The sequence below is a fragment of the Orbus hercynius genome, from assembly GCF_003634275.1.
Lineage (GTDB): Bacteria > Pseudomonadota > Gammaproteobacteria > Enterobacterales > Orbaceae > Orbus > Orbus hercynius.
This window is the reverse complement of record NZ_RBWY01000004.1, coordinates 110,445-123,901: the sequence shown is the minus strand read 5'-3', so window position 1 is coordinate 123,901 and position 13,457 is coordinate 110,445. Positions and strand designations below refer to the sequence as shown.

General features: G+C 34.1%; 15 protein-coding genes. 13 read left to right on the top strand and 2 right to left on the bottom strand.

Going from position 1 to position 13,457, the window contains the following annotated elements:
- Positions 1-66 precede the first annotated feature (66 nt).
- From mlaF to DES39_RS09505, 6 genes are read left to right on the top strand one after another with little or no spacing between them, the layout of a single operon-like run.
- The gene (gene mlaF, locus DES39_RS09530; RefSeq protein ID WP_121145555.1) at positions 67-879 is read left to right on the top strand and encodes a phospholipid ABC transporter ATP-binding protein MlaF; all 813 of its coding nucleotides are present in this window, start codon (positions 67-69) and stop codon (positions 877-879) included.
- Positions 879-1,658 (top strand): lipid asymmetry maintenance ABC transporter permease subunit MlaE, encoded by a 780-nt coding sequence (gene mlaE, locus DES39_RS09525; RefSeq protein ID WP_121145554.1) that lies wholly within the window; start codon positions 879-881, stop codon positions 1,656-1,658. Before mlaF ends, mlaE begins: the two co-directional genes overlap by 1 nt.
- Positions 1,659-1,670: 12 nt before the next feature.
- Positions 1,671-2,234: an outer membrane lipid asymmetry maintenance protein MlaD gene (gene mlaD / locus DES39_RS09520; protein ID WP_121145553.1), complete on the top strand. Its 564-nt coding sequence runs from the start codon at positions 1,671-1,673 to the stop codon at positions 2,232-2,234.
- A gap of 19 nt (positions 2,235-2,253) precedes the next feature.
- Complete coding sequence (gene mlaC, locus DES39_RS09515) at positions 2,254-2,913, top strand: phospholipid-binding protein MlaC (protein WP_121145552.1); 660 nt, start codon at positions 2,254-2,256, stop codon at positions 2,911-2,913.
- Between the two features lie 31 nt (positions 2,914-2,944).
- Positions 2,945-3,220 (top strand): anti-sigma B factor antagonist, encoded by a 276-nt coding sequence (locus DES39_RS09510; RefSeq protein ID WP_121145551.1) that lies wholly within the window; start codon positions 2,945-2,947, stop codon positions 3,218-3,220.
- Between the two features lie 19 nt (positions 3,221-3,239).
- Entirely contained in the window at positions 3,240-3,497 is a 258-nt protein-coding gene (locus DES39_RS09505; protein ID WP_121145550.1) for a BolA family protein, read from the top strand.
- A 70-nt stretch (positions 3,498-3,567) separates the two neighbouring features.
- Here DES39_RS09505 and DES39_RS09500 read toward each other — a convergent pair whose 3' ends face one another.
- Positions 3,568-4,599: a CobW family GTP-binding protein gene (locus tag DES39_RS09500; protein ID WP_121145549.1), complete on the bottom strand. Its 1,032-nt coding sequence runs from the start codon at positions 4,597-4,599 to the stop codon at positions 3,568-3,570.
- Positions 4,600-4,625: 26 nt separating this feature from the next.
- Complete coding sequence (locus tag DES39_RS09495) at positions 4,626-4,823, bottom strand: YbdD/YjiX family protein (RefSeq protein ID WP_121145548.1); 198 nt, start codon at positions 4,821-4,823, stop codon at positions 4,626-4,628.
- A 199-nt stretch (positions 4,824-5,022) separates the two neighbouring features.
- Here DES39_RS09495 and murA point away from each other — a divergent pair, with 199 nt between their 5' ends.
- The 7 genes from murA to DES39_RS09460 all read left to right on the top strand — a co-directional run bounded on the left by murA (position 5,023) and on the right by DES39_RS09460 (position 13,455).
- Positions 5,023-6,273, top strand: a complete 1,251-nt coding sequence (gene murA, locus DES39_RS09490; RefSeq protein ID WP_121145547.1) for a UDP-N-acetylglucosamine 1-carboxyvinyltransferase — start codon at positions 5,023-5,025, stop codon at positions 6,271-6,273.
- A 42-nt stretch (positions 6,274-6,315) separates the two neighbouring features.
- Positions 6,316-7,836 (top strand): lipopolysaccharide biosynthesis protein, encoded by a 1,521-nt coding sequence (locus tag DES39_RS09485; protein ID WP_121145546.1) that lies wholly within the window; start codon positions 6,316-6,318, stop codon positions 7,834-7,836.
- The gene (locus DES39_RS09480; RefSeq protein WP_121145545.1) at positions 7,833-8,843 is read left to right on the top strand and encodes a nitroreductase family protein; all 1,011 of its coding nucleotides are present in this window, start codon (positions 7,833-7,835) and stop codon (positions 8,841-8,843) included. The genes DES39_RS09485 and DES39_RS09480 overlap by 4 nt, the downstream gene beginning before the upstream one ends.
- A 37-nt stretch (positions 8,844-8,880) precedes the next feature.
- Positions 8,881-9,951 carry a polysaccharide pyruvyl transferase family protein gene (locus DES39_RS09475; protein ID WP_121145544.1) on the top strand — a complete coding sequence of 357 codons (1,071 nt, stop codon included), beginning with the start codon at positions 8,881-8,883 and terminating at the stop codon, positions 9,949-9,951.
- A gap of 9 nt (positions 9,952-9,960) precedes the next feature.
- Positions 9,961-11,148: a glycosyltransferase family 4 protein gene (locus DES39_RS09470; RefSeq protein WP_121145543.1), complete on the top strand. Its 1,188-nt coding sequence runs from the start codon at positions 9,961-9,963 to the stop codon at positions 11,146-11,148.
- 81 nt (positions 11,149-11,229) lie between these two features.
- Positions 11,230-12,408: a hypothetical protein gene (locus tag DES39_RS09465; protein ID WP_121145542.1), complete on the top strand. Its 1,179-nt coding sequence runs from the start codon at positions 11,230-11,232 to the stop codon at positions 12,406-12,408.
- Between the two features lie 9 nt (positions 12,409-12,417).
- A complete protein-coding gene (locus DES39_RS09460; RefSeq protein ID WP_121145541.1) occupies positions 12,418-13,455 on the top strand; it encodes a glycosyltransferase family 4 protein in 1,038 nt (345 codons plus the stop codon).
- Positions 13,456-13,457 lie beyond the last annotated feature (2 nt).

Here is a 13,457-nt window from a genome sequence, read left to right as displayed (position 1 = left end):
ATAGTAAAGATCAGGTAAAATATGGCTTTAATTAATTCATAACTGATTTATCACTGAGTAAAATTGATGACAATCTCAACAACAAATTTAGTTGAAATTCGCGACATGTCGTTTTATCGAGGAGCAAGACCAATTTATAAAAATATGAATTTGTCTGTACCTAAAGGTAAAGTGACGGCCATCATGGGGCCATCTGGTATAGGAAAGACCACATTGTTAAGATTAATTGGTGGTCAACTCAAACCTCAATCAGGTACGATCTTATTTGATAATGAGAATATTCCAACCTTATCGCGTTCGCGTTTATATCAAGTACGCAAAAGAATGAGTATGTTATTCCAATCTGGTGCGCTTTTCACTGATTTATCGGTATTTGATAATGTCGCTTACCCATTACGAGAGCACCTTAATTTGCCTGAGCCTATTTTGCATAATCTGGTATTAATGAAGCTGCAATCGGTTGGATTGCGTGGTGCTGCAAATATGATGCCTTCGGAGCTTTCAGGCGGTATGGCAAGGCGTGCAGCTCTTGCCAGAGCGATTGCGCTTGATCCAGAATTAATTATGTTTGATGAGCCGTTTGCCGGGCAAGATCCTATCTCAATGGGCGTGATTGTTAAACTTATTTCTGAGATAAATCAATCATTAGGATTGACATGCATTGTTGTTACACATGATGTTGATGAGGTGCTCAGTATTGCTGATTATGCTTATATTGTGGCTGAACAACATATTATCGCAGGCGGGACATCGCAAGAACTTCGTCAAAATACCGACCCGCGCGTTAAACAGTTTTTAGATGGACTGGCCGATGGACCTGTACCGTTTCATTATCCAGCTAATGACTATAAAGCAGATCTGATCGGAGGTAGCCGTTAATGTTGACTTTATTTGCCAAAATTGGGCAGTTAGGTATTCATTTTATCGCAATGTTTGGTCGAGCAGGTATGATGTTGTTTGGTGCATTAATTGGTAGGCCGGAGTTTAAAAAGCAGTTTCCACTTTTAGTTAAACAGTTTTATTTTATCGGTGTACAGTCACTGACGATTATCATCGTATCAGGTTTATTTATTGGAATGGTGTTGGGCTTGCAAGGTTATTTTATCCTGACTACTTTTGGTGCTGAGTCTAGCCTTGGTATGCTTGTTGCGTTGGCACTCCTTCGTGAACTTGGCCCCGTCGTTGCCGGGCTATTATTTGCAGGTAGAGCAGGCTCTGCTTTAACCGCTGAAATTGGTTTGATGAAAGCAACAGAGCAATTATCTAGCATGGAAATGATGGCGATTGATCCGTTAAGACGTATTATTGCGCCTCGTTTTTGGGCAGGATTTTTTTGTATGCCATTTTTAGCTGCGATATTTGTTGCAGTTGGTATTTTAGGCGGTGCGTTAGTTGGCGTTGAATGGAAAGGGATCGATTCTGGATTTTTTTGGTCTTCTATTCAAAGTAATGTTGATTTTTGGCATGATATTATGAATTGTTTTATTAAAAGCTTTATTTTTGCTATTGCGGCAAGTTGGATCGCGTTGTTTAATGGCTATGATTGCATTCCCACATCGGAAGGTATCAGTAAAGCAACTACTAGCACAGTAGTTTATTCATCATTATCTATTTTAGCGTTAGATTTTATTCTAACTGCATTAATGTTTAGTAATTGAGGTCATGTAGAGATGAATCGTAAAGTTGAAATCACGGTCGGATTATTTATGGTCATTGTTATCTGTTCGGTACTCTTTTTATGTTTTAGAGTGACAGATGCAAGCACTTTTAGCAATAATTCCACATATCGAATTTATGCAGTTTTTGATAATATTGGTGGATTAAAAACACGTTCGCCAGTTAAAATTGGCGGTGTTGTAATTGGTCGAGTTACAAATATTTCATTAGATTCCTCAGACCATAGCTATAAGCCTTATGTGACAATCGATATTGATGCAAAGTATAATACAATTCCAAGTAGTAGCGCATTATCGATTAAAACCTCTGGCTTACTCGGTGAGCAGTTTGTCGATGTCGGGTTAGGGATTGATAATGGTACAATAAGTGAAATAGATGAACTTGATGCTTTAGAGAGTGGTTTAACGGCTAAAGATAGTGCTAAGCAAGCGCCGCTTTATTTCCAAGATGGGCTAGTGATTCATAATACTAAGCCAGCGCTTGTGATTGAAGATTTAATTGGACAGTTCCTCTACAGCAGTAGTAATAAAGATCAAGCTAATCATACGAAAGATTAAAAAATAAAGGAGTTTAATAATGTTAAAGAAAATCATGATGGTTACTTTGTTATTTTTTGTTCCAGTTGTAATAGCTGCGCCAAATAATAATGAAAATCCTTATAAGCAGATGGAAGTTGCGGCAGATCAAATTTTTAGCTCAATCAATAATCAGGCTGAAAAAATCAAGCGTAATCCTGAAATTTTAAGAGAGATTGTTAAACAGGATTTATTACCGCATATTCAAACTAAATATGCGGGTGCGCTTGTGCTAGGTAGTTATTATAAATCAGCAACGCCAGCGCAACGCGATGCTTATTTTGCAGCTTTTGAAAATTATTTAATCCAAGCTTTCTCACAAGCCTTATCAATGTATAAAGGACAACAGTATCAGATTGAACAAGCAAAAGACTTAACGGGTAAAAATATGGTTTCAATTCGTGTATTATTAATTAATGCTGATGCGAACCAAGCGCCTATTCGTCTTGATTTCCAATGGCGTAAAAACACCGTATCAGGCGAGTGGAAAGCGTATGATCTTATTGCAGAAGGCGTCAGTATGATTACGACTAAGCAGACCGAATGGGCGACAATTCTACGCACAGATGGTATTGATGCTCTAACAAAACAGCTAAATTCTTTAGCTAAGCAAAAAATTGATCTCGATGCCGATATACCACAATCAACACCAGCAAAATAATGTGTTAAAACTCTTCATATAAGGAAGAATGATGTCAACTATGATTACTATCGAAAAACAAGGTAGCACCTTGCATTTTGCCGGGATACTCGATTGTCATAGCCTTGGTTCTGTTTGGTCGCGATACGCTCAGTTTGCCAATATTGATAGTATTAATGTTGCCAAGCTGACTCGCGTTGACTCTGCTGGTTTAGCATTATTAACGTATTTGTGTATTGGCTATCAAGCGACATTGGTTGATGTCACGCTACAACTTAAGACTCTGACTGAATTGTACGATCTTGAGCCGGTTGTACTATCTAATTAATAGGAATATGAGTAATACTATGGATAAAAAAGTTATTGAGCAAACGTTAAACGCAGCATTGTCATTACATGAAGTCCATGTTATGACCGAAGATAACAGCCACTTTCAAGTGATTGCCGTTGGTGATATTTTTGCGGATTTAAGCCGCGTCAAAAAACAACAAGCGGTGTATGCACCGTTAGCGCAATTTATTGCTGACAATAGTATACATGCTTTATCAATTAAGACCTATACACCGACAGAGTGGCAGCGTGAGAGAAAACTACTTGGTTTATAATGACATCTGCGGCTTCGATAGATGAGGATGCGTTATTACGCATCCTTTTTTATGTTGACTCAATTGGCGACTAAGTTGACACTGTTTGCATAAATGCTTGCTTTAATTCATCAAATGGTAATTTTCGACTAATAATGACGAACCTTGAGATGCGTTCGTTAGGATTTTCCCATGGGGCACCGTAATCAAACCCAACAACTTTATGCACACCTTGCACAATCAGCCGTTGTGGTTGATCTTTGATCGCCAGGACTCCTTTATAACGCAGCATATCGTTACCGTGTTGTTCAATCAGCTGTTCGGTAAAAGTACCGATTTTCTTCAAATCTAACTCTCCGGCTTCAAACACATATGAGCAGATATCATCATTCCAAGACTGCTTGATGATTGCTGTACTAAATGGTTTAAAATCAGCTTTAAGCTGCTTAGAGGTATCAATCACAAAAAAGCCCTTGTTTAGCTCAAGTTCATCATTTAAATCAAAGGCATGAATATCAAGCCATTCTGCTTTAGGTATTTGACCATTGAACGCTTCAAAAATGAGCGCTTTATTGTTAATTTGATTAATTCTAGCCAAAATATCTGGTTTTTGCTCGGCAGTGATACGATCAGTTTTGGTCAGAATAATTCGATCGGCAAAGCCAATTTGTGAAGAGGCTACGCGGTGTTCATCAAGCTGCTGTAAAATATGTTCACTATCAACCAGGGTGATGACGGCATCAAGTTGAATGGTTGCTCTAATTAGCTCATCAATAAAAAAAGTCTGCAAAATTGGCGCGGGATCGGCAAGGCCAGTCGTTTCAATAATCAACCGATCGAATTGGACTAAGCCATCTAAGCGTTTTTGATGTAATTGATACAATGCTTCGGCGAGTTCGCCCTGCACGCTACAGCAGATGCAGCCATTGGTCATTTCAACAATTTCAATATTGGCATCTTTTTTTAATAAACCACTATCGAGATTAACCGCCCCAAACTCATTTTCAATAATTAAAATTTTTTCATTTTGATTATGATTGAGTAAATAGTTAATTAGCGTGGTTTTGCCTGATCCTAAAAAACCAGTCAAGATTGTTACGGGTAAAAGAGAGAGGGATGTCATCGTGAGCCCTTACTGAATTATTTTTACTAACAGCACTTAAAGCCGCCTTTACCACCATATTTGGCTTCCTGACGTTCTTTAAAAAATTCCTCATACGTCATTGGAGCCTGCTCTGGATGAGTTAGCTTCATATGTTGTACATAAGTATCATAATCGGGAATACCAATCATTAATTTAGCAGCCTGCCCAAGATATTTTCCTGCTTTGGCCAAATTATCGAACATTACATATCCTTGGTGAATTAAATTCCTCTTATCGTATCATTATTTTGAATAATAATCACGGTATCTCTTGTCGTCATTAATGATAGCGTGATTAGCTATGAGTGCAATAATTAACAACTTTTAATGAATAATTGCTTACTTATTTTTTGATACCCTCTATAATACTGGGCAATATTTAAGATATGAGATCGTCGTGTTTATGGAAAAGTTTAAAATTGTAGGACCAACGCAGCTAAATGGTGAAGTATCAATATCGGGCGCAAAAAATGCCGCTTTACCGATTTTATTTGCTGCGCTATTAGCGCAAAAGCCAGTCGAAATTCAAAATGTCCCTAAATTAAAAGACATTGATACGACGCTAGAATTATTAGAACGTCTTGGGGTAAAAATCAAACGTAATGGTTTTATTGATATTGATGCCAGTGGGGTGGATAATTTTTGTGCACCTTATGAGTTAGTCAAAACCATGCGGGCATCCATTTGGGCATTAGGGCCTTTAGTTGCACGTTTTGGTCAAGGTCAAGTGTCGTTACCCGGTGGCTGCGCAATTGGGGCAAGGCCGGTTGATTTACATATTTCTGGTCTTGAAAAGCTTGGTGCATCAATTGTTCTTGAAGATGGCTATGTGAAGGCTTCGGTCAATGGCCGCTTAACTGGCGCGCATATTGTTATGGATAAAGTCAGTGTTGGGGCAACCGTTACCATCATGAGCGCAGCGACGTTGGCAGAGGGCAAAACCGTTATTGAAAATGCCGCATGTGAACCTGAAATTGTTGATACTGCTAAATTTTTAAATACACTTGGCGCTAAAATTACTGGCGCTGGTACTGATCGTATTACGATTGAAGGGGTTGAAAAACTCGGTGGTGGCGTGCATAAAATTCTGCCTGATCGTATCGAAACTGGTACATATTTGATTGCCGCTGCTATTTCAAAAGGAAAAATCATTTGTCGTCATACTTGCCCACACTTTCTTGATGCCGTGTTAGCGAAATTACATGAGGCCGGTGCTGTGATTGAAACGGGTGATGACTGGATTTGCCTTGATATGCAAGGTAAAAGGCCAAAAGCCGTTAATATTCACACAGCGCCACACCCTGGTTTTCCAACTGATATGCAAGCGCAATTTTCACTGCTTAATATGGTGGCAGAAGGAACTGGCATTATTAAGGAAACTATTTTTGAAAATCGCTTTATGCATGTACCTGAATTAATTCGAATGGGTGCGAAAGCTGAAGTTGAAGGCAATACACTTATCACTCATGGTGTCGTGCAATTAATGGGCGCTGAAGTGATGGCAACCGATCTCCGAGCATCAGCAAGTTTAGTACTTGCCGGCGCAATAGCTAAAGGCACAACCATTGTCGATCGTATTTATCATATTGACCGTGGCTATGAAAAAATCGAAGAGAAGTTGCGTGGTTTAGGGGTCGAGATTAGCAGATTATGATAGAAAAATATTTTAATTTCTAAGAATAAGAGACTATTGGTAATGAGTATTGATAGTTCACGTATTGTTAATAATACTTTCATTTTATATGGGCGAATGGTTTGCTCCGTTGGTATAATATTATATACAACAAGAATTGTTCTTAATGCATTAGGTGCTACTGATTATGGTATTTTTGAGTTGATTGCAGGGTTGATTACGATGCTATCCTTCCTCAATACCGCTATGACTGTTTCGACGCAACGCTATTTATCTTATCATTTAGGTAAAGATAATGAAAAAGCACAAAAACAAGTATTTGGTAATAGTTTAATTTTACATTTATTAATAGCTGTATTTTTTATTATTGGCTTAAATATTGTGGGCTTATTTCTTTTTGATGAGGTTCTTAATATACCAACATCTAGAATAAACGCTGCGAAGTACATCTACTTATTTATGTCTGTATCTGTATTTTTTTCTGTGCTTTCAGTCCCCTTTATCGCTGTATTAAATGCTAGAGAGAATATGTTATCTATCTCTATTATTTATTTATTAGAAGTTTTATTGAAGTTAATTATTGCGATATTATTATTATTCATTTCGAGTGATAGGTTAATTCTGTATGGCTTGGCAATGGCTTCTATTAGTTTTGCGAGTTTATTATTATATGTTGCGTATTGTTTAGAAAAATACTCTGAGTGTAATTTGTTAGTTTTAAAATATTTTGATAAAAAAATGTTTCATAATTTAGCCTCTTTTGCTGGATGGAATCTAGTTGGTGCTCTTTGTGGTGTTGCTAAGGTTCAAGGTATCGCTGTAATATTAAATATCTTTTACGGTACAGTTATAAATGCGGCATACGGTATAGCTAATCAAATTTCATCACAAATGACATTTTTATCGCTATCAATGTTAAGAGCAATTAATCCACAAATAATGAAACATGAGGGTGCAGGAAATCGAGAGCAAATGTTAAAGCTTTCTCTTTCTGCTTGTAAATTTGGTTTTTTGTTGTTTTCATCATTATCAATTCCATGTTTATTTGAAATGAAAGCATTATTGCTCTTTTGGTTAGGAAGTATACCTAAAAATACAGTAATGTTTTCATCTTTACTGGTTATTACCATTATGATTAGTCAGGTTAGTATTGGATTACAATCAGCTATCCAAGCAATTGGCAAAATAAAATTATATCAATCTATTGTTGGTGGTATTTTATTATTAAATATTCCAATATCAGTATGTATATTATATTTTGATTTACCCATCTATTATATTTTTGCTTCAATGATTATTATGGAAATTATTGCATTAATATTTAGGCTTACTTTTTTGAAGAATATTGCTAAATTATCTATGTTGAGATATTTAAATGATGTTTTGTTTAGATGTACAATGCCTATATTATTTTCAATTATAGTTTGTTATATCAGTGTATCTTTCTTGGATTTTTCATATCGTTTTATTTTTACTATTTTAATATCAATGTCTTTTTTTGCATTGACTTCATACCTATATGGTTTAGATCAAAACGAACAGTTATTTATAAAAAGAAAATTTAAAAGAGTGATGAATAAATGAATAAGCAAATTATAAAAAAAATATTACCCAAAATTGTATTTGATTTTCTTCGTGTTAATTATAATAAATATAAAATAAGAAAAGCATATTATTATGATTACAAACGTTATTGTGAATATTCATCAACAACCGATTTAAATAGTCAGCTAAAATTGGAAGCGATGATAATAAGAGAATCCCATATTATAGAAAAGGGATTAACTATGCCAGAGATTAGAATTGGTTTTGGCGAACAAAAAATGTTATCGTTATGCAATAATTGTTATGATTATATTACTAAATATACTCCAGTTACCCCTCAAGTAGCACATGCAATTTCAGTGATTAAAGAGTATCAAATATTCCAATCAAAAAATAATTTCGAATTATGTGCTGAGCTAAATACACGGATTAGCTCACTATTATCTTCGAGAGTTGTTTCAAATATTGAAGCCTCTCAACAGGAAAAAATAACAAAAGAAGCCTATTTTACCCATGTAGATTCTCCGTTTGCCACTTTTTCAAGCTCAAGAAAAAGTATTCGAAACTATTCTAGTGAGGAAATTCCATTAGAGCGATTACAAGATGCATTTTCAATCGCACTTAATACTCCCTCCGCTTGTAATCGTCAAACAGTAAGAACGTATGTTTACTCTGATAAATCAACAATCAAAAAAATACTTGATGCTCAAATGGGAGCGGGAGGTTTTGGTTATTTATCAAATAAGTTGATTGTTATTACTGCTGAATTAGGTGTTTTTAGTGAAGCTCAAGAGCGATACCAGGCGTATATTGATGGCGGAATCTACGCGATGAATCTATTGTATGCTCTGCATAGTTTGAAAATAGCTGGCTGCATATTAAATTGTAGCCATACTCCCGGTAAAGACTTGATTCTCAGAGATTTGTGTAAAATTAAAGATTCTGAAAACTTTATTGCTATGATTTCATGCGGTATTCCTCCCGAAGTGTTTGCTATTGCCATCTCTAAAAGATACCGATTAGAAGATATTGTTACTTTTAAGTAATTGTTTATTAATGATAAGTTTTAAATTTGAGGGTTAGATGAAAATAGGTATTTTAACATTCCATTGCGCTCATAATTATGGCGCGGTATTGCAGGCTTATGCTCTACAAACTTATCTACTGAAGCAAGGTTTGGATGTCAAGATTATAAACTATCGACCAGAATTCTTATTAGGTACTAATACCTTATATGATTTTAGAAATTTTTCATCGCGTACATTAATGGGGAAAATTAAACATATTATTGGTTCGCCATTTATTTATAGAAAAAAACGTAGTCGATATAATGCGTTTGAATCTTTTATTCAACATGAATTGAATTTGTCTTCTATAGAGGATTTAGGTCAATTAGATTTATGTATTGTAGGTAGCGATCAAGTATGGAATCTAAATTTAACTCATGGACCAGATGAATTTTATGGTTTACTGACTGATAAAATTATAGCAAAACGTAAAATAAGTTATGCAGCAAGTCTTGGTAATGCAGAAATATCAAAAACTAATATCAGTAATTGGCAGCTATATTTATCATCATTTGATGAGGTATCAATGAGAGAAAAAGAGTCCGTTGAACTCTTTATTGCTAATTTTAATAAATCGATAACTCATGTCATTGATCCCGTTTTTTTGCTTGATCAACAAGATTGGGATATATTATCAAAGCCAATAGATGATAAGTATGTCTTAGTTTATCAAGTTCATTTTGATCAAAAGGTTCTCCATGTTGCTAGCAAAATAGCTGAAGAAAAAAATTGTAGAATTATCCAATTAACATCAAGAGTCTTACTTTCTCGAAATATTAATTTGTTTGATACAGCTGGAATAAATGAATTTATCTCTTTATTTAAAAATGCACAATATATTGTGACCACGTCCTTTCATGGAACCGCTTTTGCTATTATTAATCAGAAAAATTTTTATACAATAAAATTAGGTAACTCAGTAGATAGTCGTTCAATGAATTTATTGGCATCCCTAGGGTTAGAAAATAGAGCTGTTATGAAAACAGAGCAGATTCTTATTGATGATATTGATTATGTTTTACCTAATGAAAAGCTACAAACTTTAAAGGAGCATTCACGAAAATATTTATTATCTAATACAAACTAGACTGCGGTTATGAAAAAAATATTATTTGTTAATTCATTATATACACCTGATATCGCAGGTGGTGCTGAAATCATTTTACAAAAGCAAGTTGAAGGCTTACATAGACTCGGGCATGACGTTGTGGTATTGGCATCTACCGAACATGGCGAGCTCTCGTTGGATTATGTTAATGGGATTAAAGTATATCGGGCAAGATTAAGAAATTTATTTTGGCCCTATCGTCGAAATTCAGCAAGTATTTTAAAGAAAATGCTTTGGCATTTAAAAGATCGTCATAATAAAAGTATGGCAAAGTTTATAGCGCACGTCATAGTTAAAGAAAAACCTGATGTGGTGATGGTCCATAATTTATCCGGGTGGTCGATATCAGCTTGGAAAGCGATCAAAAAATTTAATATACCAATAGTACAAGTATTACATGATTATTATTTATTAACGCCGACTGTGGTCATGTATAATAGCAACAAGTCAAAAGATAGTCGTAAATTGAGCGAAAAAATATTCAGATATGGTTTTAGTAAAAAATCAACTCAGATTGATTATGTGATCGGAGTTAGTCAATTTATACTCGATACGTTCACTAACCATGGATATTTTAAAGATGTACCAAATAGTGTTGTTTACAACTGTTTAAATATTTGTGCCGATGAAAATATTGAATGTCGTAAAAAAGGTAATGTTCGATTAACCATCGGTTTTATCGGTACATTAAGTGAAATTAAAGGCGTTGAATTACTCATTCAAACTTTTAAAAAATTACCTATTAATGCGAGATTGCTAATTGCAGGAAAAGGTTCATCACATTATGAATCTTACCTGAAAAAAATAGCGAAAGATGATAGCCGCATTTATTTTTTGGGTTATGTTGAATCGAGAGCGTTTTATTCTGATATTGATCTGCTTATTGTTCCTTCTCTATGGCAAGAACCGTTTGGTCTGGTGGCGGTAGAAAGCTGCGCTCATGGCATTCCTGTTATTGCCTCAAATTGTGGTGGATTAACCGAGATAATCAGAAACAATGTAAATGGTACAATCATTGATATTTCTGAAAATAGTTTGCTTTCAGCTATATCATTTTATGCCAATAATGATGATAAATTAAATCTTCAAAAGAAAAAAAGTCGGGAATCTGTTCTTAATTTTCTCGATCAAAATGTGATGATTCAGGCGTATTCAGATATCGTTGAAAAACTTTGATTATCTTCTTTTTTTGTATCGTATATATTTATTTCTTAAATAGTTTATTTGGCATGTTATTTAAAAATAACAGGAATGAAGATGAAAGATAAAGTTTTCAAATATAGTAGTGACCTTATTGATAATGAGTGTAATAAAGAGAATTTAGCACTATCATGCCTAAGATGGTGTATAGCGTTTTTCTTTATTGCATCACCATTTAATCCATCAATTAATGATTTGACATTGTATATTTGGTTTCCTTTAATGTTTTGTGACCGATATTTTATCGGACAGTTGATTAAAAGAATCAATTTAAATTACTTAATACTGTTTATTTTATGGATAGGGTACTGTTTATTTTCGTTAAAAATAGGCTTAGCGATTAAATTCATCGCAATTTTTATTGGGGTTACATATCTTTTTTTCTTAAATAATTTTATTATAAAAAAAATATATGTCTGCTTTTTATTTTCCGCCATTTTTTGCATTATTCAATTTTTCTCTTTTCTTTATTCTCCAGAATTAGCCTATCAACTAGGCCCTGGAAATATTGCTGTATTATTGTGGGGTAAGTTTGCAACGTTGACTTATACTAACCAATATGTAGTTTTTTTGTTTCCGAGGATGTCTGGTTTATCCCGAGAGGCAGGGTTTTTTGTTTCACTATTATGCATCGTATTTCTTATCAGAATCAGATATGGAAAATTAACATTTATAGAGAAAGTTATTTTTTTATTAGGTTTTTTGTTCAGTTTATCCAAAGTATCTATTTTAGGCGTTATTTTACCAATTTTATTTTTATTTAGGTCGCTCATAAAAAAAATACCAACTTTATTAACGTTATTAATCGTATTTTCAGTTTATTGTGTTGTGGCTATTTATTTAAATATTGGTTCGACAAGTTTTTTCTATGATAATGAATCTATTGCACATCGTTTATCTTCTGCATACTTAATTTTTAATATGAGAGATAACTATATTTTGACTGGATGTCCTTCTGATTATCAATGTTTTACATCTGATGGGATGGCTTTAGTCGATTATTTAGTTAATGGACGGCATCTCCTCCCGTCAATTGGTCTGCCTGGATTAATAATTGAATTTGGTATTTTGGGTATTGTTTTGATATTATCATCTATGATAATACTTAAATTCGATAGTTTTAAACTATTGCTTTTGGTGTTATTCACATCTACTGTCTATATTTTGACAATGGATAATTTTACTATATTACTATATTACTATTTAATCAGTTCAGACTTAAGACAAATAAAATAAGGAATTAAGATGAATTCAAAAGTCTATATTAATGGTCGTTTTTTAACGCAAAATATTACAGGTGTCCAACGTTTTGCATTGGAAATTTGTAAAGAACTTATTAAATTGCGAGATGATGTTGTTTTTCTTGTTCCATCATCATTTAATGAGCGTTTTGCCCCTCAAGGCTTTAATATAGAAATAGTTGGTAAAAAAGATGGATTATACTGGGAACAAGTTGAGTTACCTCGTTTTTTAAATAAGCATGGGGCACCATTATTAATCAGTTTATGTAATAGAGCGCCATTATTTTATCAAAACAATATATTAGTACTGCACGATATTACCTTTATTCGTTATCCTGAAAGTTTTTCTCGAGCATTTTTAGTTTTATATAAATTTTTGGTGCCAAAATTAATCAAGAAAGCTAAAAAAGTGCTTACTGTTAGTGACTTCTCTAGACGTGAAATTGCTGATTACTATAAAGTTAATTATGAAAATATCGACATTATCTATAATGCGGTATCAGATCAGTTTTTCCCCGCGAATAAAGAGCACGGAGGGTATTTTTTGGCAGTATCATCCGATGTTTATAATAAAAATTTTGAAAGGTTAATATTAGCTTTTAATCAATTGACTAACTCGTCTCGTGTAAAACTTAAAGTCGTTGGTCGTGCTGGTGTTATGACGAATAAGTATAGTAACAATGCTAATATTGAGTTTGTAGGGCGCGTCTGTGATGATGAATTAATTAAACTGTATCAAAATGCGATTGCATTCATATTTCCATCTATTTATGAGGGATTTGGGATTCCCCCTCTGGAAGCTCAAGCGTGTGGATGTCCAGTATTATCTTCTGATGTGACGGCAATGCCAGAGGTTCTAGCTGAATCTGTTTATTATTTCAATCCGTTAGATATTAATGATATTACTCAAAAAATAGCGCATATCGAGACAAATGATCAATTGCGTAACGAATTAATTCAAAAAGGATTTAATAATGTGAAACGGTTTTCTTGGAACTCATCTGCTAAAAAATTAGTTGATATTTATAATTCAATAAGATAGGT

Excerpts from the sequence above, each read along its gene's own strand:
- mlaF (WP_121145555.1), top strand. The coding sequence starts at position 67 with ATGACAATCTCAACAACAAATTTAGTTGAAATTCGCGACATGTCGTTT.
- mlaE (WP_121145554.1), top strand. The coding sequence starts at position 879 with ATGTTGACTTTATTTGCCAAAATTGGGCAGTTAGGTATTCATTTTATC.
- mlaD (WP_121145553.1), top strand. The coding sequence starts at position 1,671 with ATGAATCGTAAAGTTGAAATCACGGTCGGATTATTTATGGTCATTGTT.
- mlaC (WP_121145552.1), top strand. The coding sequence starts at position 2,254 with ATGTTAAAGAAAATCATGATGGTTACTTTGTTATTTTTTGTTCCAGTT.
- DES39_RS09510 (WP_121145551.1), top strand. The coding sequence starts at position 2,945 with ATGTCAACTATGATTACTATCGAAAAACAAGGTAGCACCTTGCATTTT.
- DES39_RS09505 (WP_121145550.1), top strand. The coding sequence starts at position 3,240 with ATGGATAAAAAAGTTATTGAGCAAACGTTAAACGCAGCATTGTCATTA.
- DES39_RS09500 (WP_121145549.1), bottom strand. The coding sequence starts at position 4,599 with ATGACATCCCTCTCTCTTTTACCCGTAACAATCTTGACTGGTTTTTTA.
- DES39_RS09495 (WP_121145548.1), bottom strand. The coding sequence starts at position 4,823 with ATGTTCGATAATTTGGCCAAAGCAGGAAAATATCTTGGGCAGGCTGCT.
- murA (WP_121145547.1), top strand. The coding sequence starts at position 5,023 with ATGGAAAAGTTTAAAATTGTAGGACCAACGCAGCTAAATGGTGAAGTA.
- DES39_RS09485 (WP_121145546.1), top strand. The coding sequence starts at position 6,316 with ATGAGTATTGATAGTTCACGTATTGTTAATAATACTTTCATTTTATAT.
- DES39_RS09480 (WP_121145545.1), top strand. The coding sequence starts at position 7,833 with ATGAATAAGCAAATTATAAAAAAAATATTACCCAAAATTGTATTTGAT.
- DES39_RS09475 (WP_121145544.1), top strand. The coding sequence starts at position 8,881 with ATGAAAATAGGTATTTTAACATTCCATTGCGCTCATAATTATGGCGCG.
- DES39_RS09470 (WP_121145543.1), top strand. The coding sequence starts at position 9,961 with ATGAAAAAAATATTATTTGTTAATTCATTATATACACCTGATATCGCA.
- DES39_RS09465 (WP_121145542.1), top strand. The coding sequence starts at position 11,230 with ATGAAAGATAAAGTTTTCAAATATAGTAGTGACCTTATTGATAATGAG.
- DES39_RS09460 (WP_121145541.1), top strand. The coding sequence starts at position 12,418 with ATGAATTCAAAAGTCTATATTAATGGTCGTTTTTTAACGCAAAATATT.